The organism is Gilliamella sp. B3172 (genome assembly GCF_026536465.1).
Taxonomy (GTDB): domain Bacteria; phylum Pseudomonadota; class Gammaproteobacteria; order Enterobacterales; family Orbaceae; genus Gilliamella.
The window spans coordinates 67,954-90,386 of the sequence record NZ_JAFNOA010000006.1; the positions used below are offsets into that span (position 1 = coordinate 67,954).

The window sequence follows — 22,433 nt, forward strand, 5'->3', positions numbered from 1 at the left end:
CTATCAATAATATGGTTAGGTATTATTTATTTTGTAAAATTTTATCCATTAATCTATCCGGAAGCAAACGTTTAGCTATTGCTGCCAACTTCGTTACCATGGTGACCCTGTAACGTATTTTTGGTCTAGCATGCTCTAACGCATGTATCAAATAGGGTAAAATGGCTTGCGCTGGTAAGGTAAAGCGTTTAGCTATAGGCGGATTTTTGACAATTTTATCCTTGTCGGTTTGATTAACATTGGCTGAAAAGTCGGTTTTCAATGGCCCGGGTTCAATCAAGCAGACTTTAATATTGGTTTTAGCTAACTCTAATCTTAACACATCAGACCACGCTTCTAACGCATATTTACTGGCTGAATAAGCACCTCGACCGGGGGTTGCGACAACACCGACAATTGAACTGGTTTGAATAATTCGCCCTTCGTTGTGCGCTAACATAGCCGGCAAAAGTAACTGGGTTAATTGATGAACACCGAAAAAATTTGTCGAAAATTGAGATTCTAACTGTTCACGGCTAATCGTATTTAAGCGCCCATAAACACCAAATCCGGCATTATTAAAAAGTGCATACAATTTACCATTGGTTAAGCTTAAAACCTCGTTAGCCGCCTGCGTGACCGATTGCGGATCATCCAGATCCAGTAGCACGGTTTCAAATCCTTGATCAATTAATTTTTGTTGGTCTGATATTTTTCGGCAAGAAGCAATAACACGATAACCCCGTTGCTTTAATGTCAAAGCTGAGATTAGCCCGATACCACTAGAACAACCTGTTATAAAAATTGTGCGCAAAGTTCAACTCCATTAGTTTGATATATTGTCAAGTTTGAAGACTGCAATTATGATAGCATATTTATCCTAATATTATGCCCGTTAGCTAAGAGGAAATTATGAAAATTGCTATCATCGCTGCAATGGAAGAAGAAGTTGCTATCTTAAAAAGTAAAATCACTAATTATCATATCGAACACCATTTAGGTTGCGATTTTCATGTTGGTCAAATAGCCGGATGTGATATTGTATTACTTCAATCGGGAATTGGTAAAGTAGCAGCCGCCTCCGGCACCACACTTTTACTTAATCATTATCAGGTTGAAGCGGTGATTAATACCGGTTCAGCGGGTGGGCTATCTAGCGCATTAAACATTGGTGATATTGTTGTATCGAAAGATGTTTTTTACCATGATGTCGATTTAACTGCTTTTGGTTATCAACCGGGACAAATGTCGGGTTGTCCGGTAACATTCGCCGCCGATTCAAAATATCAAGCGTTAGCAAAATCTTGCATCAAAAAACAGGGCGTTAATGCGGTTGAAGGATCAATTGGTAGTGGTGATGCATTTATCAATGGTAAAGAAAATCTGCAAAGAATCAAACAAACCTTCCCGGATGCAATCGCCGTTGAAATGGAAGCCGCTGCAATTGGCCATGTTTGTTGGTTATTTAAGACCCCATTTGTTGTGGTACGAGCGATTTCAGATAATGGTGACAGTGAATCAGCGGTTGATTTTCAATCATTTTTAAAACTGGCCGCCACCCACTCCTCAGCGATTGTCGAGTCAATGCTTGCTGAACTGGCGTAAATCAGACTAATTTGGGTGACCAATCAAGAAAAAATCGATTTTGTTTTGATAAGCTGTTTTGATAATAATAAAGCTTACCCATTGCCAGTTTTTCGCCCTTGGGTTTAATTACATCAGCAGGTATGACCTGCTGACTTTTAAATACCAAACTTTTCAAATAAAGGTTTACGCCAACCCTGTAATATTTCGGGCTCAGCACTGGTTTTATCCGCTTGCCATTTTACATATTGATTAATCAACCGCCTTGAAAGCAATAAATCCGGATTAAGCCCGGTTTGAGAAGCAATGGTTTGTGCCGCATTTTTCAATTGTTCACAGATATCTTTGTAATTAGGATAACGGTTAACCCGGCAAATTGGTGCAATATCCGGCGTCGGCTGAGCTAAAATATCTAAAATCATCTGACCATACAGGCGTATTTCTTTCCCTTTCATGCCTAATTGACTCAGCTCACTGAGCGATGAAGGTAAAAAACGGGCTATTTTAAATAAGACTTCTTCATGCACCACAAAATTTAGCGCAATATCTTGCTCTTTCGCTATCAGATATCGAAAACGGGCTAATTTATACAATTGCCCTAAATTTTTTCCTTTTAATTGCCAACTATTTTTAATATTGAGATACGCATCATCAGGATTCATTACCTCACACTTACGGCTTATCACCATTTGACACTCTTGATACGCAGCGGATAAATAATGATTGTCTGCTAACAGTGATTTCAATTTATTCATCAATGGCAAAAGATACAGTACATCATTGATAGCATATTGGCATTGTTTATCCGTTAAAGGTCGTTTAAGCCAATCAGTTCGTGTTTCACTTTTATCCAGTTCTACCGCTAAATATTTATTAACTAAACTGGCATAGCCACTACTGAGTGGGTTATCCAAAAACGAAGCGAGAATTTGACTATCAATGATTGGCGTTGGTACACAACCAAAGTGATGTAAAAACACTTCAATATCTTCAGAACAAGAGTGAAAATACTTTTCAATTTTTGGATTATTTAATACCGCCAAAAAATCTTGCCAGTCAGTTATCGCTATGGGATCAATCAATGCTGCATGCTCGCCATTAAATACTTGTAACAAGCCTAAATGAGGGAAAAACGTACGAGTACGTACAAATTCTGTATCTAATGCTAAAGCTGAACTATTTTGAATGTTCAAACAAAATTCAGCTAGCTGGTCATTATGGGTAATAAGCTTATAAGACAAATTAAGATTCCTATTGAGACAAGTTTACGGTTTAGTGTTAAAAGTCACATCAATCACCCCAATTTCACCCTGTGTCATTAAGCGAATAGGAGGACTACCAAAACCAAATCCGCTACTAACAATACTGGTAAAATGGTGTGTGGTATCTTGATATAAACCATAGGGATTTTTATACATTATATCAACAACTAAATTAATTGGGAAAATTTGCCCGCCATGGGTATGCCCTGATAGCATCAGATCGACACCTAAATTAGCGGCTTTATCAAGATTGCTGGGCTGATGATCAAGCAAGATTATAGGTGTATTGCTATCACTAAACATCATCAAATCAGCAAGTGACGCTCGTTTAGCATGATAACGGTAGGACGAAAGATCATCACGGCCGATTAATGTTATGCCAACATCATCCAGATAAATAACATCATCTTTTAATACTTTCATATTGGCTTGCTCAAAAGCATCAATAATATCTTGCTCATGATTGTCGGCGTGTTTGGAATGGTAATATTCATGATTACCAAAAATTACAAAAGTACCATATTTCGACTTCAATTGTTGAAACTGTTTAGCAAAACCTCGTTGAGTAAATGGCGCTAAGCGCCTATCTAATGTATCACCGGTGATCACAATAAAATCGGCCTGTTGTTGGTTTACCTCTTCCACCATTTGTTCAATTCTTTTCGGTGATGTTAATTCACTTAGATGAATATCGCTTAGATGCACAAAACGTAGATGATCGACATTTGCCGACTTATCAATATTGACATGATAATGCACAATTGTTGGATTAACAGCCATACTATACCCATAAAAACACAACGAAATAACCGCAACCACATAGCAGATTTTAAACCACAGCTTCGGTTTAAACCGCTTTTTACTCGCCAAATAAATGGCATCCGCCAGTAAAATTAACAAACTTGCGCAAATCACGACAGATGCCAGACAATTAAAAAATAGCACTAGGTGTGGAACAGCAAAATTATTTGCTAATCGAGCAATTATCAAAGAGTAAATCGCAATAGCCACCAATGACCAATACATTAATCGATAACAACCCGTTAACTTAATATCAAACCAAAACTGCCACCTTTTTCCTAAATAAAACGTTGCTAAGCCGCTAACAAAAATAGCGATTAAAGGAGTGAAAAGATCTACAAAAGCCATAATAAACCAAACAATTTATCGCAAAAAAGTGATATGATAACAAAATTATTTTTTCCAGTACCAATAACTTTTATGAGTATCAAAAAAGACCAATTATTCATGGCGCCAATTGAAAAGCTAGGCGATTGGACGTTTGATGAAAAAGTCGCTGAAGTTTTCCCCGATATGGTGCAACGTTCTGTCCCGGGTTATTCAAATATTATTTCAATGATTGGTATGCTTGCAAAGCGATTTGTCCAGCCAAACTCTGTGATTTATGACTTAGGTTGTTCATTAGGTGCCGCTACCCTTTCAATTCGTCGTCATGTTAATCAGCCTAACTGTAAAATTATTGCGGTTGATAACTCTTTACCGATGATTGAACGGTGCAAACGCCACATAGAGTCTTATAAAGCAACAACGCCAGTCGAAGTGATTTGCGATGATATTTGTAATATTGAAATGCAAAATGCTTCAATGGTAGTGCTTAATTTCACCTTGCAATTTTTAACGCCTGAAAATCGTCAACAAGTGTTAAATCGCATCTATCAAGCGCTTAATCCTAACGGAATATTAGTCTTATCAGAAAAGTTTAGCTTTACCGATCCCATTATTGATGAGTTGCTATTTAACATGCATCATGATTTTAAACGCGCTAACGGCTATAGCGAGCTGGAAATTAGCCAAAAGCGCAATATGTTAGAAAACGTCATGTTAACTGACAGTATCGAAACACATAAACAACGTTTATCACAAGCCGGATTTGCGCATATTGATACCTGGTTTCAATGTTTCAATTTTGGCTCCATCATTGCCATTAAATAGCCCGCTTTTTTAGTGTAATTAATAAGGAAAATAGCATGATTGATTTTGGTGATTTTTACCAGATTATTGCAAAAAATAAGCTCAGCCATTGGCTTGAAGTGTTACCGGCACAATTAGCCCATTGGCAAAAACACAATATTGATAATCGTTTTAATCAATGGCTAAATAGCATAAAACATTTACCGACAATCACGCCCTATTACATTGACCTATTACACAGTGTAACGGCCAAAACCGAGCATCCGCTAAGCGCAGGCGAGCAACAACGAATTGAACAACTATTGAAAACCATGATGCCGTGGCGTAAAGGCCCTTTTCATTTGTATGATATTGAGATTGATACTGAATGGCGCTCTGATTGGAAATGGGAACGATTGATTAACCACATTGACTGTCTTGAAGGCAAAACGGTATTAGACGTAGGTTGTAATAGTGGCTATCATTTATGGCGAATGGTCGGAGCAGGCGCAAAACTTGCAGTGGGAATCGATCCTATGGCGCTTTACCTTTGTCAATTTGAAGCAATACGAAAACTATTAGGTAATGATAAGCGAGCACATCTATTACCATTAGGGATTGAACAGCTTCCAAAACTTAATGCTTTTGATACGGTATTTTCCATGGGCGTTTTATATCATCGCCGTTCACCACTCGATCATCTTTACCAACTAAAAGATCAACTTGTTAACGGTGGACAGTTAATACTTGAAACACTGGTTATCGAAGGTGAATTGCATCAAGCACTAATGCCGGGAGAACGTTATGCACAAATGCGTAATGTCTATTTTATACCGTCTGTACCTACCATGATCAATTGGTTACAAAAATGTGGCTTTAGTGAAGTAAAATTGGTGGATATTTCGCAAACTAGCTTAGATGAGCAACGCAAAACGCCGTGGATGACATCAGATTCATTAGCTGACTTTTTAGATCCTAACGATAGCTCAAAAACGATTGAGGGTTATCCCGCCCCAACTAGAGCTGTATTTGTTGCCAGAAAATAAAACTTAATAAATCTGAGCGAATCAATAAAACATTAACACTGATAGGCATCAAAATTGGATTTAGACCAATATGGTAGGTTATTCAATTTTTGATTGCCAATCAAATGTTACATCCCCTATCTTCACAATATTAATTAACCTATTATTGTGTTTAAAAACGCCGCCCAAACACGCTGCTTGATAAGCCGAAAACTTGCCCAAAAATAGTAATGATTGCGCTCCCAAAATCTGATCAATTCTAAATATTTTTGATTGTCAATCACCACCTTTATCCATCACGTATGATTGAATGGTTTTAACCAATTTCATTTAAGATAATTCACAAACATAATCGCATGAAATATCGCCAGAAAAAGACTGTTTTTTGCCATTTTTTTCTATCTTATTTTTACATAAAGATGTATAATTCTTTACAATTTCTTTTCAAAGTCTATTTACAGGGATTTGTTTAAAAAAACACTTGTAAAGAAGTTTCAGAAATACCATACGTTTCAGTATAAATACAATAATTTTTATCAAATCTATCTATAAGGAATAAGTATACAATGGGGTTACTTCGATCTATTCTTGAATTGCCTTTTTACCTATTACAAAAAGGTTGGGAAATAATACGCTATTTTATTATTTTCTTATTTTACTTAATCAAAGGAATCTTCTGGCTATTTACCCCAATAATTGGTGAGATAAATTGCCATTGGTCTTTACCCAACTGGTTAGCAAAAATAAAAACTTCCTATGATTCAATTGGCATGGCGCTTAATAAAAGAAAGCTGTTGATCGGTTCAACAATTATCGTCACTGCAATTGCGATAATTTCTATCAACTATCTATATCATTGGAATCTAAACCGCCCTAAACCCGTAGAAGCAGCCACCAATGTTAAGAACACTTATACTGTCAGAATAGATCCGCCTACTTTCAAAGATTATCGATTGAAAGTTAACTTTTTGGGATCGTCTCACTCGCCAGCCCCATTAGAACTAATCAATAAAGAAATTACTCAAGGGATTTCTATTTCGCCTAAAATAGAAGGTACTTGGGTATGGGCTAATGACAATACCATAATATTCGAACCGCTCACAAAGTCGTGGCCACTAGGAGAAACATATCAAGTAAACTTAGATGATAAAAAACTGTTAGCCGATAATAATTTTTTAAAAAAAAATTCTGTATACCACACGTTTATTTCACCTGAATTTGACTACAAATTAAATCCAACAGGCAAACTTTTTTACGATCCGACACAAGATTACGCGCTCAAAGTCATCAATTCAATTACCTTTAATTATCCTGTAGATAAACAAACTTTAGAAAAAAACATAAAACTTTCACTTTATGAAATAATTGATGACAAAGATAAAGATGATAAATTTTTAGAAAATATCGATTTTACTCTTGCTTATAATGAAGATAATACTGTTGCCTATATCACTAGTAGTGCGCTTCCAATACTGAAAAATCCTGGTTATCTCAAAATAGAGATAGATAAAGGTGTTACATCCTCACTCGGTGGTGCTCCGGTTTTCACAACAGTTGCTTCAACTATCAACCTACCGGGTAAATATAATCTTGAAATCATTGACAGTGAACTAGATATTGTTTCAGGCACTAATAATGACCTAAAACAAGTATTAAATATTTCTTTATCTCAAGTAGTCAACGATGAAGAATTAGCTAAAATGATTAGAGTTTGGCAACTACCTGAAGATAACAATAAAAATAATAACGATGAAGAAAAAAAATATGATGATGATGATGATGATGATGATGATGATGATTATAATTATAGTTTTGAGAGATATTTTGAACAAAGCTCTATTTACGTCGATGAGAAATTACTCGCACAAGCTAAACCTGTTGAATTAAAACTAAGAAAAGGTGAAGACAATGATAATAAGGTAGTGAGTTTTGACTTACAAGCTGATCAGAAATCTAAGCTTTATATTGTTATCGACCGAAATTTAGTTGCGCAAAATGGTTATATTCTTGGCGAAGAATATAAAAAAGTTTTAACCGTACCAAAATATTCGAAATTTGCTAGCTTTACTTCATCAGGTTCTTTGTTATCGCTTTCTGGTGAGAAGAAAATACTATTGGTTTCTCGAAACATTAAACATTTGAAACTTCAAATTGATCGTGTTATCCCTTCTCAGCTTCATCATTTACCTTCATTTAATAGAGGTTATTCTTTGGAAGATATGGACTTTGGACGTAATTCTAATGACCATTTTGTCGATAGATTTGTATTTACTAAAGAAATAACGGGTCCAGCTCAATCAGTTCAAGAGACCGCCTTCGATCTAACCAGTTACTTAACTAAAAATACCAATGATGTTAAAAATCGAGGCGTCTTTATACTCTCCGTTTATGGTAATGATGGTCTTAATGATGATGGTAAACATCAAAAACCAAATAAAATCAAATATAATTTTATGCAATCACGTCTTATTGTCGTAACAGATTTGGGAATTATTGCCAAGAAATCTCTCGACAACTCTTATGATCTGTTTATCCAGTCAATAAATACAGGGGAACCGGTCAGCAACGCAAAAGTGACTGTCATGGGTATCAACGGTGTGACTATTACGTCACAAGTGACTGATGAAAGCGGACATGTCAAATTTTTACCGTTATCTGAATATGATCAAGGTGTAAAACCAGTTGTATTTATTGTTGAGAAAGATCAAGATTTATCGTTTCTGCCGATTGACAAAAGCTCGACAAATTTAGAATTTTCACGATTTGGGACATATGGTGAAGAAGAAACCGTTGACGGTGGTCAGTTACGCTCACATATCTTTACTGATCGTGGTATTTACCGCCCCGGCGATACTTTACATGTCGGTACCATTGTTAAAGCACAAAAATGGGCTAAATCATTAGCCGGCATAACGTTAGAAGCAGAAATCCATGATGCCAAATCTAATATAGCACTGAAAAAACCAATAGTGCTTGATAATTCAGGTTTTAATGAAATCAGTTATAAAACCAGTTATAGTTCCCCTACCGGTGAATGGTTTATCTATTTATATCTAAAAAATGACAATGAAAAGCAACGAATTTTATTAGGCATTGAATCATTTATTGTTCGTGAATTTGAACCGGATAAAACACAGGTATCACTAAAATTATTACCAGAAATTAAAGCAGGCTGGAGAAAACCTGAAACATTAAAAGCACAAATTACCGCTAAGAATTTGATTGGAACAGATGCAGCTAATCGCCGTGTAACAAATACATTAATTCTTCAGCCGTTTTCCACTCAATTTACAAAATATGAAGATTATTATTTTTATAGTTCTTCTTTAGTTAACGATCAAAGTTTCAAGGTAGAATTAGACGAACAAAATACCGATGAAAATGGTATTGTTAATGTCGATATTTATAAAAATCTCAATAGTTTTAAAGGCAATTACATACTCAAAATGCTAACCGAAGTCTTTGAACCTGATAGTGGGCGAAGTGTCGCTGCAACAGCAACAACATTAGTATCGCCTAATGATTACCTTGTTGGGGTTAAAAAAGACAATTATGATTGGAATTTTTTCAAAGATTCTAAAAATTATTTGGAATTTATTGCTATCAATCCATTACTGGAAAAAATTGATCTCAATGATTTGAAACTCTCAGTTTTTGAAGAGAAAAAAGTTTCTGTTTTGGTTAAGCAACCGTCTAATAACTATCAATATGAATCACGTTCAAAAGTCTCGCTAATATCACAGAAGCCTTTTGCGATCAGCAAAGATAAAACAATTTATCAGTTTGATACGCAAAACCCGGGTAATTTTATTATTGAAATCAGGGATAAGAATGATAATTTACTACACAAAATTCAGTACGAAGTTAAAGGGGATTCAAATTATGAACGTTCATTTTACCGTAATTCAGGGTTAGATCTTAAAATTGATAAAACCAATTATAATCCGGGAGATGAGATAGAAATCGCTATTAAAACCCCATATGTTGGTAGCGGTATAATCACTATCGAGCGGGATAAGGTTTATGCATGGAAATGGTTCCACACTGATACAACTAGCTCAATACAAAAGATCACAATACCGCAAGATATTGTCGGTAATGCTTATATTAATATACAGTTTATTCGAGATCCAAACTCTGAAGAAATATTCCTCAGTCCGCTTAGCTATGGTGTTGTACCATTTAGAATTAGTACTACCCAGTTTGACGATAAACTCACCTTGCAAGTACCAGAAAAAATAAAATCGGGTAATAAACTTCCTATTACCTTGCATAGTAATTCCCCGCAAAAAGCCATTATTTTTGCGGTTGATGAAGGTATCTTACAAATTACAAAATATAGGCTCGTAAATCCTTTAAACAGTTTCTTTGCTAAAAAGCAACTATCTGTTAAAACTTTACAAATTATGAATATGATTTTGCCAGAGTTTAGACACCTAATTTATAGTTCTGCACCAGGGGGAGATAACGGAAATAATATGGAATTTGCCGGTCATCTCAATCCATTTAAACGCAAAGGCGATGAGCCGATAGTTTATTGGTCAGGTATTATTGATGTAAACGGAGATAAAACCGTTGAATATCAAGTCCCTAACTATTTTAACGGTGAGTTAAGAATAATGGCTGTCTCAGTGGGTGAAAACACCATGGGGCGCACGCAAACATCAACAACAGTACATAATGATATTGTGTTGCAACCAAACGCGCCTTATTTTGCAACGCCAAATGATGAATTTGAAGTTAGCCTTAATCTGACAAATTTAATTGAAAATATGGGTGATAAAACTATTCCAATTAGTGTTAATGTCACAACTACCCCACACCTCTCAATTATCGGTGAAAGCGAAAAAACAATCGAGCTGGCAACCGGTAAAAATGGCGTATTGAATTTTAACTTTAAAGTCAATTCTCAGCTTGGCAATGCTGATCTGCACTTCACTGCCGTAGCTGGTGATATTAAGGTAACAAGAGATATCAGTCTTTCTGTTCGACCGAGTAGCGAATATCGTCTCACCACGATGATGGGACGAATCGATGGTCACAAACAAGAGTTTACTGGCTTTAGGGATATGTACAGTGAATTTAGTAAACGTCAGGCATCGGCATCCTATTCACCATTTGTACTGAGTAAAGGTTTGGGGACATATTTGCAGAATTATCCTCACAACTGCTCTGAGCAAATTATTAGTCGTGCTATTCCTGCTTTAGTCGCAAAGAAATATGCTGATTTTGATTTAATTTCTCAAGAAGAAAATATTTCTCTATCAGATGTGTTCCAAATTCTGCAATCACGCCAAAATAGTTCAGGTGTTATTGGATTATGGTATCCAACCAATGAAGAGGATCCGTTTGTGACATTATATGCGGTTCACTTTATGCTTGACGCAAAAGATATGGGACAAGCTATTCCACAAAAAATGCTCGATAATGCTAATCACTATCTAGAATATTTAGTAAATCGTGTTGCTTTTGATTTAAATCAAGTACGTTCACGAGCTTACGCTATTTATTTATTGACCCGGCAAAATAAAATAATGACCAACTATCTAGCATCCCTTTTAACCGATTTAAATAGAAAATATGATGCTTCTGAATGGGAAACCGATATTATGGCTATGTATATCGCATCTTCTTACAAGATGCTCAAAATGGATAAACAAGCTGAAGAATTATTAAAACCTGTCTGGAAAAAAATGGAAAAAGCTTATGATAATGCATGGTGGACAAATAACTACTATGATCCATTAGTGGTAGATGCAAGCAAAATTTACCTAATTAACAAGCATTTCTCAGAAAAAGCACAAGATATTCCTGCCCAAGCGTTGGAAAATATGGTGTTAATGCTCAATAAGCAAAAATACACAACGCTATCAGCAGCAATGACAATAATGGCATTAAGCAATTATTCTTCAAATATTGTCAATGCTCAATTAACCAACGATTCACTACAAATTAGTACAGCATCAAGAGGTAGCGATAAACAAAAATTGATTGCCAATTTACAAGGTATACTGGCGAAAGCGAAATTTGCTGCTGAGGATAATACCCTATATGTAAATAACGTTACCGATTTACCTGCATGGTATATGATTTCACAGCAAGGCTATGATAAAAACATTTCAAGCGAGCCGATTAAATCCGGACTTGAAATCTATCGTGAATTTACCGATAAAAATGGCAAACCTGTTGAACAAGTCGAACTGGGAGAGACAATTAATGTCACGATCAAAGTTCAAGCCCTATCTCAAGAAGGTGCGACCAACATTGCAGTTGTAGATCTATTGCCTGCCGGCTTTGAAGTGGTACAACAAGCCATGAACTCAGAGCAAAGTGATAATGAGGATGACAATGGCGATGAGCAAAACGGTTGGCAATCGCCGATAGCCATAAAACCCCATGGCTACACTTGGTATCCTGATTATACCGACGTCCGTGAAGATCGAGTCATTATCTATGGTTCTACCGACCAAGGCGCGGTAAAAGAATTCTCTTATCAAATAAAAGCCACCAATGTTGGAACTTATACCATACCACCTTCATTTGCTGAAGCAATGTATAATCGTGATATTCAAGCGATATCAAAAGCAGGCAACAAAATTAAAGTGGTATCACCACCACAATGATTAAACAACTAGACATATCGATTTTAAAACGGGCTTATCGCCCGTTTTTTTTACCGAATATTTAACGAAGAAAAAACAAATGATCGCATTAATGATCAACAAATAGCGAAACTATTAACTTCCTCTCAATAAACCCTATGAAAATACAAATACATATCACCAGCGCATACCTAAAAAAGATCGTAAATTAAGATTTTTAATATCATGTTTTTACGCAAAGTAGTATAATTTATCACTTGTTTTATTAATTATATTTGTTGGTCTTTTCTAATCCTTGTCAAGAAGTTTCAGAAATACCCTACGTTTTAGTAAAAAATAATCATTATAAAGCTTTATAAGATCTGATCTGTCTATAAGCATTAAGGGATAAGTTAAAATGGAATTACTACGATCTATTCTGCAATTACCTTTTTACATTTTGCAAAAAGGTTGGGAAATAATACGCTATTTCATCGTATTTTTATTTTATTTGATTAAAGCTATTTTCTGGCTTTTTAGCCCAATTATTGGTGAAATTAATTGGTCTACACCGAGTTGGTTACCAAAGGCAAAAGCCATTTATAATACAATTGGTAATGCATTGAATAAAAGAAAATTGTTGATAGGATCGACAATAATTCTTGGAACACTTACTTATATGGGGGCAAACTATGCTTACCATTGGTATTTAAACCGTCCACAACCTATCATACCTGCCCCAATTGTTAAACAAAATTACAGTGTGCGAATTACGCCGCCAAATAGATCTTATGATCAATTAACCCTCTATTTTGTTGGCGATATTCGCTCTCCTGCCCCTTTAGACAAAGTAAATAAAGAAATTACCGAAGGAATAACGATAACACCGCAAATTGAAGGAACGTGGAAATGGAGCGATGATAGAACGATTACTTTCAAGCCTAACGTTGCCTATTGGCCACTTGGCGCTGAGTATAACATTACCTTAGATGACTCTAAATTGTTAGCAGAAAACAGTTATCTACCGGGAGATTTACCCGGCATCACTTTCACCACACCTTCTTTCAATTACAGTTTAGGCTATCAAGGTAAACTCTACTCAGATCCGACTCAAGACAATGTGAGAAATGTTTTATATACAGTATATTTTTCCCACACAGTAGATAAGCCCACTTTTGAAAAAAACATAAAGCTTGCAATGTACGAAGATGGAGTAGATTATCACCAAGACAAATTTCTCAATAATATCGATTTTACTATCGCTTACGAACAAGATGACACCATTGCCCATATCAAAAGTAGCCCTGTCCCATTTTTAGAAAAACCGGGGTATGCGAAACTAACCATTATGGAAGGTGTAAGTTCCACTATGGGTGGCAAACCAGTTGAATCAATTGCCAATTCAAAAGTTGCCATTCCGGACAAATATAATCTTGGTATTATTAATGCTGATGTGAAACTTGTTGAAGAGAGCAATGAAAAGATACAACAAGTATTAATTGTCTCTTTAACACATCCGGTAAAATCGGAAGATCTCACTAAGGTGGTTAAAGTTTGGCAATTAAGTGAAAGCACAAGCAACTACGAACATCACTACTATTACGATGAAATAACAGGTAGAAACCAAAGTATCTTTAAGGTACCAGAAAAAGAGCTAGAAAAAGCTAAACCGATTGAGATAAAACCAATCGCAACTGAACACGCTTATCAAACTGCACTGAGTTTCAAAATAGATGCAGATCAAAAATCAAAACTTTATATCGAAGTTAACCAACCTTTATCTGCTCAAAATGGTTATTTCTTAAAAAATAGTTATCGGCATATATTAACCGTTCCGGAATATCCAAAACTTGTTGATTTTGCCGCATCAGGATCGTTATTATCACTATCGGGCGAGAAAAAAATAGCACTCCTCTCCCGTAACTTTAGTAATTTAAGACTTGAAATCGATCGGGTTATCCCTTCTCAATTACAACATTTAATCTCATTTAACCAATCTTACGACTTTGAAGATATGGATTTTGGCGAAATGGATAATGATCACTTTGTCGAAAAATATACAGTCAGGAAAGAGGTAAAAGGCTCCCTTCAAGCCATTACACAAACAGAAGTTGATCTTTCTAAATATTTAACAGCCAATAATAAAGATAGAAAAAATCGAGGGGTATTTTTACTTAGAGCCTATGGCGATGATTATGATGGCGACCGTTTTATGAGTTCACGCTTTATGGTAGTGACCGACCTGGGAATTATTGCCAAAAAGTCGCTCGACAAATCTTATGACCTGTTTATCCAATCAATTGCAAGTGGTGCTCCGGTTAGTAATGCTAAAGTAACGGTTATGGGAATGAATGGCGTTGCCATTACTTCCAAAAAGACCGATCACACAGGACATGTTAAATTCTCAGCATTGTCAGAATACTATCGAGGTATTAAACCACTGTTATTTGTGGTTGAAAAAGATAGAGATTTATCTTTCTTACCTATCTCCAGCTATGATCGTGATCTTAACTTATCACGATTTGATATAGGTGGTATTGTTGAGACAATCAAAGGTGGTGAATTACGTTCCCATATCTTCTCAGATCGCGGCGTTTACCGTCCGGGTGACACGTTTCATATTGGAACCATTGTCAGAGCACAAAACTGGGCTAATTCATTGACTGGCATAACATTGGAAGCAGAAATTTATGATGCTCAATCTAATTTGGTATTAAAAAAACCCATTGTCCTTGATAAATCAGGATTCAATGAATTAAGTTATAAAACCAACTACAGCTCCCCAACGGGTGATTGGTATATCTATTTATATCTTAAAGACGATAACGAAGATGAACGAATCTTATTAGGCACAAGTTCGATTGTGATTCGTGAGTTTGAACCGGATAAAACGACCGTCTCGTTAAAATTATTACCGGACATTAAACAAGGTTGGGTGAAACCCGAACAGTTACAAGCTGAAATTACCGCTAAAAATTTAATCGGTACTGATGCCGCTGATCGCCGTGTAACAAATAGTGTAATCCTTGAACCTTCTTACCCGCACTTCAAAAAGTATGAAGATTATAGCTTTTATGAATCGATTTCAGCGCATCGAAAAAGCTTCAAAGTCGAGTTAGATGAAGAAGAAACCGATGAAAATGGTCAAGTTAAAATCGACCTTCATAAAAATATGGAAAGCTTTGAAGGCAATTACATGCTTAAAATGCTAACCGAAGTATTTGAGCCGGATAGTGGCCGAAGTGTAGCTGCAACTGCAACAACATTTGTATCACCTAGTGATTATATTGTCGGTGCTAAATCTGACGGCAATTTATCTTATATTAATAAAGATTCAGATCGTTATTTAGATATTATTGCTATCAACCCAATTCTTGAAAAAATTGAACTGAGTGATTTAACACTGTCTGTCACCGAACAAAAATATGTTTCAATTTTGGTTAAGCAACCGTCAAATACTTATCAATTTGAGTCACGTTTGAAAGAGTCAGTTATCTCAGAGCAACCTTTTGCGATTAACAAAGATAAAACAATTTATCAGTTAGATACGCAAAATCCGGGTAATTATATTATTCAAATTATGGATAAAGATAATCAGCTATTGTATAAAACTCGTTACACCGTTGTAGGTAATTCAAATGTGACACGTCAATTAGACCGCAATGCAGAGTTAGAACTTAAGATCAATAAAACCCAGTTTAATCCGGGCGATGAAATTGAGATCGCAATCAACGCGCCATATGTCGGTAGCGGTATTATCACTATCGAGCGGGATAAAGTTTATGCATGGAAATGGTTCCATACTAATACAACCAGTTCCGTCCAAAAAATCAAACTACCTAAAAATATGAGTGGTAATGGCTACATTAATGTTCAATTTATTCGTGATCCAAATTCCGATGAAATATTTATGAGCCCGTTAAGCTACGGCGTTATACCATTTAAAATTACCAACAATCAGTTTGACGATAAACTGTCGCTGCAAGCACCAGCAAAAATAAAATCGGGTGACAAACTCCCAATTACTTTGCATACCAACAGCCCTCAAAAAGTGGTAATTTTTGCGGTAGATGAAGGGATCTTACAAGTTTCGAATTATAAACTTAAAGATCCGTTAAACAGCTTTTTACGTAAAAAGGCGCTCTCAGTACGAACGTCACAAATTTTAGATCAGATATTGCCGGAGTTTCGTCATTTAATCGCCCATTCAGCACCGGGAGGCGACGGCGATAATGATGATGTGCTATCCGGTCATCTTAATCCATTTAAACGTAAAATAGATGAACCTGTCGCTTATTGGTCGGGTATTATTGATGTTAACGGTAATAAAACCGTTGAATATCAAGTACCTAATCATTTTAATGGGAAAATTCGAATCATGGCCGTTTCGGTAGGCGAGAAAACCATGGGTCATACCCAAATGTCAACCACGGTAAGTAATGATATTGTATTGCAACCTAATGCCCCCTACTTTGCCGCACCAAATGATGAATTTGAAGTGGCGCTTAATGTGACTAATTTGATTGAAAATGCTGACGATAAAGCTACCGCAATTAATATCGATGTCACAACAACCCCACACCTTTCAATTATCGGTGAGAGCAAAAAAACGATTGAGCTGGCTAATGGCAAAAATGGGGTACTGAAGTTTAAGTTTAAAGCCAATACTCAATTTGGCAGCGCTGATCTGCATTTCACCGCGACCGCAGGTAAAATTAAAGTCGAGCATGACGTAAGTCTATCTGTTCGCCCACTTACTGAATATCGCTTAACCACCATGATGGGACGAATGGATGGACATAAACAAACCTTTACTGATTTAAGGGATATGTTTAATAGTTATAGTAAACGTGATGCATTGGTCTCTTTCTCGCCATTTGTGCTGAGCAAAGGTTTAGCGACCTATTTGCAGGACTATCCACACTACTGTTCAGAGCAAATTCTAAGTCGGGCGATTCCTGTTTTAGTTGGCGGCAGCTATCGTGAATTTAATTTAGCAGCCAAAGAAGGCATTACCCCTTTATCGGAATTGTTCCAAATTTTGCAATCACGTCAAAATAGTGAAGGCGCTATTGGATTATGGTATTCAACTTATAATGTTGATCCGTTTATTACATTATATGCGGTTAACTTTATGCTTGAAGCAAAAGATATGGGGCAAGCTGTTCCACAAAAAATGCTCGATAATGCCAATAAATATTTGGAGAAATTAGCTACATCTTATAAGAAAGATTTCTATAATTTACGGTTACGTGCTTATGCCAGTTATTTATTAACTCGACAAGATAGGATAACGACCAGCTATTTAGCATCCATTTTACAAGATCTCAATAATAACTATGATTCATCAGCATGGGAAACTGATATTATCGCTATGTACATTGCATCTTCTTACAAGATGCTCAAAATGGACAAAGAGGCAGATAAAATCTTAAAACCAATTTGGCAAGAAATGTCAAAAGCTTATAACAAAGCTTGGTGGACGCATAACTATTATGATCCATTAGTCATCAATGCCAGCAATATCCACTTTATCAGTAAACATTTCCCTGAAAAAGTGAAAGACATCCCTGCTCAAGCGTTGGAAAACATGGTTTTAATGCTCAATAAGCAAAAATACACAACCCAATCGGCGGCAATGACAATATTAGCCTTAAGCAGTTATTCATCAAGTATCGCCAATGCGCAATTAAAGCCTGATTCACTCCAGATTAGTGCGACATCAAAAGATACCGATAAACAAAGAATCATTGCTAATTTGAAAGGCATTTTAACCAAAGGACAATTTAGCGAAGCGGATAAAACCTTGAATGTGAAAAACAGTACCGATTACCCTGCATGGTATATGATTTCACAACAAGGTTATGATAAAAATATTCCAAGCGAGCCGATTAAGTCCGGGCTTGAAATCTATCGAGAATACACCGACCAAAATGGTGCGCCGATTGAGCAAGTCAAACTGGGAGATAAAATCAATGTAACGGTCAAAGTACGTGCCATAGCTGATCAAGGTGCGACCAATATTGCCATTGTTGATTTACTACCAGCCGGATTTGAAGTCGTACAACAAGCGATTAATCCAGAGCAAAAGGATGCTGACGAGGATGAAAATGAGTACGATGATCAATACGCCGAGGATGAAAGCTACGATTACAGTTGGCGATCACCGATAGCGATAAAAACTGGTGGCAACACATGGTATCCTGAATATACTGATGTCCGTGAAGATCGGGTCATTATTTATGGCTCTACCTACAACAATAAGATTCAAGCATTCACTTATCAAATAAAAGCCACAAATATAGGTAGTTATCACGTTCCGCCTGCATTTGGTGAAGCAATGTATGATCGTGATATTCATGCGGTTTCTAAAGGTGGAAGCAAAATCATGGTTGTGCCACAACAATAATCATTTATCTTAATTGTTGGGTAATACAGTTTAAACGGGCTTATCGCCCGTTTTTATATTTTAATTGCCGATATTCATCACCTTGTAAGCAAATCGATACGGCTTTTATCAATCGATTTAAGATTGGCTTTCATATTGGAATTGAAATGGGCATAATGCCCAATTATTTACTGTTCAATCAGTTTTAAAGTGGCAATAACCGGAATATGATCACTCACTAAAGGCCATTTAATCCCGTTCCACTCTTCACCATTATTTGGAATAATTAATTTTTCAACTTCCCATACCTGATTACGGCTAGTGAATATATGGTCAAGATCTAATCCGGGATTTCCGGCTGGCCATGTTCGGGTATCGACATTTTCTTGTTTAACTAAAGTCCAATATTTTTCAAACTCTTTAACAACCCGATCATTTTTAACCGAATTAAAATCACCCAATAAAATCATTATGCCGGAAGCAAGATTCGGAAACTCCTCGTCTAAATCCAGATCATCAAAAACGATGCTATTAATAAATCGTGCTTGTGACATTCTTACCTCATCTTCTTCATGCCAATCAAAGTGAGAGTTAAAAATATAGATAGGAGAATCAAAACCCGGCACGTTGATTTTACTTAGCATCAATGCTCGTTGTTCATAATCGCCCGACGGCAACAAAAACACCTTAGTTTTTTCAATTGGATACTTAGATAATATTGCATTACCATAATTGCCGCCTTTCATATCGGTAGCTTTACCAAAGGCGTAATACATACCGGTTTTTTCGGCAATGATTTTGGCTTGATCTAAGCCGTTACTGCGTGTGGTATTTTGATCGACTTCTTCCAGTGTGACGATATCCGCATTCATCGATTTAATCGCTTTAGCGACTAAATCAAGATCAACGGTATGCTTTCTTAATCCACCCGCTATATTGTAATTTGCAACGGTAATTTGCGGTTGTTTATCTTTTTCATATACTTTGTTTGGCGAGCTATAATACTGCGACTGAACTAAATCTTGTGATGCATAAGCATGAGAAAACCAAGCCAATAATCCAACTAGCCCTAATACAAAAAATTGTTTTTTCATCTGTTTTTTCCTATAGCAAAATGTGCTTAAAAGTTTGAATTTTTTCAAACTTACCTATACTAAAATAGATATACGCTTTTAAATGCGATCTGTATCACAAGTTAAATTTTTATTATTAAATAAGTTATTATTACTTTTCTAACAACAATAAAAAAGCCATGAGATAACTGCATGGCTTTTTAGCGTATAAGACTAAATTATTTAGTATTTTTTATTATCATTTGCACCGGATAGTGATCGGAATAATTATCAGTAAATTCATCTTTCAAAACTTGAACATCCATGACATCATCTTTCAGTTTGGGTGACACATAAATATAATCATAGCGAAGTGGTGTAGATGCTTGATCATAAAATACTTTGGTTGGTGCAGTGGCAATAAAATCTTTATTCTTTATTTTTAATGCATCAATAAAGCCTGCATCAATAAGATTTTGTTGTACAGTATAACTGAGCTGACCGTTGACTAAGTTTTCTAAGATAGGTCTTTTTTTCTGTTTTTCTTTAATATCATTAAGTAAATTACTTGAGTCATACTCTTTCTTATCTGCCGGCGAGAATGAATTTAAGTCCCCTGCTATAATCCATTTACCGTTAGGATCACGACTGTACTTAATTGAATCGATAATTAAATTCATCTCATCAATTCTTTTCGCTGTCCAGAAAGGATTCATATGGGTGACAACAAAATGGTAATTACCGATATCAGCATATAGCGCACCATGCCATAAATTATCGACAACTTTTTGCACATTAATTATCGGATATTTAGAAGTAATAGCTACCGGGAAAAACGCAGGATCATCAGGTGATTCTTTCAATAAAACCGCATACTTATGCCCATAACTGGCGGCAAATTTTTCGAGCTTTTCACGGGTAAAAAAGTTCATCTCTTGCCAGGCGATTATATCGGCATCCTGTGCTTTCGCCCAATCAATAAACTTCTGTTTACCCTCTGATTCATCTAATTTCATGCCGTTATAGACATTATAGCTAATCATCTTGAGCTCTTTAACATCTTCAATTGCAGCCAATGCGGTTGAGGTACTGAAAATAAGACTACCAATCAGTGCGGCCATTTTTAATTTGTTTTTAATCATAAGATATTCCTTTCTATAATATTAATTGTTATAACAAGTATCATATTGATTGCTATTTCTACAAAACGGTTTTTACAATTTATGTGACCTATGTCAATATTATTCATCTTTAACTCATTGACGAATATCATAAATCAATTTAATTCGATAAGAAAAAAGGGAAAATCTAAAGCTTTTTACAGATAGAACTTGGGTTAAAATTTTTTCATCAAACAGCCAGCCAAATTAAAAGCTTTATTAAAACTTTTTTAGTCATTTCAACTTATTTTAAAAAACAGTTTAATCGGTTTTAAATTAGCTAAGCGTTTTTTCAATCTATTGGGTAAAGATAATCGGATAGAAAAAATATCCTAATTGTCTAATTAGGATATGTTAAACTCAGCAACGTGATAATGAATTAACCTTGCGGCCAAATAAAACGCCCTTTGGCTTCGGGATCTTCATTGATAAACTTTCTTAATGCTTCAGATTGATAAAGTTGTTTAACATCTTTTGCCCATTGGGTATTAAGATTCTCTTTTTTAACAACAACCATTAATTCCAGATTCGGTGATAATTTTTCCTGAACTAATACATTATCAGCCGGCACTTTGCTAAGCCATGCTACACCGCCCGGCATAATTGCATAATCCACTTCACCCAAGGTGCGGGGAATAATTTCAGATAATAAAAGTTTAAACTGCAAATTGTATTTATTTTCGGCAATATCATTCAGACTGGCGGTACCGGTTGGGGTATTTGGCTTAAGTTTGATCCAATTTAACTCTTGCAGTAATAACAGTGCCCGAGCAGTATTAGAAGGATCATTAGGAATAGCAATTGTTTGATTAGGGGCTATCTCATTGACAGAACGATGTGTTTGGGAAAACAGTGCTGCGGATATAGAAGGAATGTGAACTAACGAAACCAAATCATTATTTGTCTCTTTATTGTAGACATCAAGATAAGCTTGATGCTGAGCGGCATTCATATCAATACTTCCTTCAACCAGCGCCGTATTAGCATCTCTTAATGAACTAAAATTAACTAATTTAACTGTGTAGCCCTTTTTTTCCAGTTCCGGTTTAACGACTTTTTCCATTAAAATGTTATGCATACTTGGTGGCAAACCTACCACGATTTCTTTTTTGTCAGCGCTATTGGCTTGCTCCGATTCTGATTTACGATCACAACCAATCAAAGACAGTCCTAACATCATAAACAATGGCAAATAGAGATATTTTTTCATTATTACTCCTTTTTATTCTATTGATTAAATGAATCGTTCAACTCATTTAGGAAAATGTGTATTACTTATCGTAATAACATTATAGATAGGTATGATAAAACGTGATAATACAGAAAAATTATATAGTTATTCTAATAAAGAATATATATTGATTAAAAATTAAATTGCTCTGATGTTTATGCTTAAGTGAAACAGAAACATCAAAGCGATTCATTAATAATAACAAAAAGGTATAAAGTCAAACAAAATTAAATAAGTTTTTAATCAAGCAAGGCGTGGTA

Annotated in this window: 11 protein-coding genes; 5 read left to right on the forward strand and 6 right to left on the reverse strand. The window is 35.7% G+C overall.

Features of this window, described 5'->3' with window-relative positions; translation table 11 throughout:
- Positions 1–22 precede the first annotated feature (22 nt).
- Entirely contained in the window at positions 23–793 is a 771-nt protein-coding gene (locus J3U37_RS08010; protein ID WP_267329653.1) for an SDR family oxidoreductase, read from the reverse strand.
- Positions 794–891: 98 nt separating this feature from the next.
- Between J3U37_RS08010 and J3U37_RS08015 the strand changes: the two genes are divergently transcribed.
- On the forward strand, positions 892–1,584 hold the full coding sequence (locus J3U37_RS08015; RefSeq protein WP_267374214.1) for a 5'-methylthioadenosine/adenosylhomocysteine nucleosidase: 693 nt from the start codon (positions 892–894) through the stop codon (positions 1,582–1,584).
- Between the two features lie 137 nt (positions 1,585–1,721).
- Here J3U37_RS08015 and rnd read toward each other — a convergent pair whose 3' ends face one another.
- Both rnd and J3U37_RS08025 read right to left on the reverse strand, forming a co-directional pair.
- Entirely contained in the window at positions 1,722–2,804 is a 1,083-nt protein-coding gene (gene rnd, locus J3U37_RS08020) for a ribonuclease D (RefSeq protein ID WP_267374217.1), read from the reverse strand.
- A gap of 24 nt (positions 2,805–2,828) precedes the next feature.
- Positions 2,829–3,974 (reverse strand): metallophosphoesterase, encoded by a 1,146-nt coding sequence (locus J3U37_RS08025; protein WP_267374219.1) that lies wholly within the window; start codon positions 3,972–3,974, stop codon positions 2,829–2,831.
- 72 nt (positions 3,975–4,046) lie between these two features.
- Between J3U37_RS08025 and cmoA the strand changes: the two genes are divergently transcribed.
- From cmoA to J3U37_RS08045, 4 genes are all read left to right on the forward strand, one after another.
- Positions 4,047–4,778 carry a carboxy-S-adenosyl-L-methionine synthase CmoA gene (gene cmoA / locus J3U37_RS08030; protein ID WP_220219557.1) on the forward strand — a complete coding sequence of 244 codons (732 nt, stop codon included), beginning with the start codon at positions 4,047–4,049 and terminating at the stop codon, positions 4,776–4,778.
- A gap of 35 nt (positions 4,779–4,813) precedes the next feature.
- Entirely contained in the window at positions 4,814–5,782 is a 969-nt protein-coding gene (gene cmoB / locus J3U37_RS08035) for a tRNA 5-methoxyuridine(34)/uridine 5-oxyacetic acid(34) synthase CmoB (RefSeq protein WP_267374222.1), read from the forward strand.
- A gap of 545 nt (positions 5,783–6,327) precedes the next feature.
- Complete coding sequence (locus J3U37_RS08040; RefSeq protein WP_267374225.1) at positions 6,328–12,384, forward strand: alpha-2-macroglobulin family protein; 6,057 nt, start codon at positions 6,328–6,330, stop codon at positions 12,382–12,384.
- Between the two features lie 376 nt (positions 12,385–12,760).
- Positions 12,761–18,751, forward strand: a complete 5,991-nt coding sequence (locus J3U37_RS08045) for an alpha-2-macroglobulin family protein (protein ID WP_267374227.1) — start codon at positions 12,761–12,763, stop codon at positions 18,749–18,751.
- 167 nt (positions 18,752–18,918) lie between these two features.
- On the opposite strand, the gene J3U37_RS08050 is transcribed toward J3U37_RS08045, so the two are convergent.
- The 3 genes from J3U37_RS08050 to J3U37_RS08060 form a co-directional block, all read right to left on the reverse strand.
- Positions 18,919–19,824: an endonuclease/exonuclease/phosphatase family protein gene (locus J3U37_RS08050; RefSeq protein WP_267329646.1), complete on the reverse strand. Its 906-nt coding sequence runs from the start codon at positions 19,822–19,824 to the stop codon at positions 18,919–18,921.
- Between the two features lie 197 nt (positions 19,825–20,021).
- Positions 20,022–20,924: an endonuclease/exonuclease/phosphatase family protein gene (locus tag J3U37_RS08055; RefSeq protein ID WP_267329645.1), complete on the reverse strand. Its 903-nt coding sequence runs from the start codon at positions 20,922–20,924 to the stop codon at positions 20,022–20,024.
- A gap of 397 nt (positions 20,925–21,321) precedes the next feature.
- A complete protein-coding gene (locus tag J3U37_RS08060; RefSeq protein WP_220219551.1) occupies positions 21,322–22,152 on the reverse strand; it encodes a MetQ/NlpA family ABC transporter substrate-binding protein in 831 nt (276 codons plus the stop codon).
- Between the last annotated feature and the right edge of the window lie 281 nt (positions 22,153–22,433).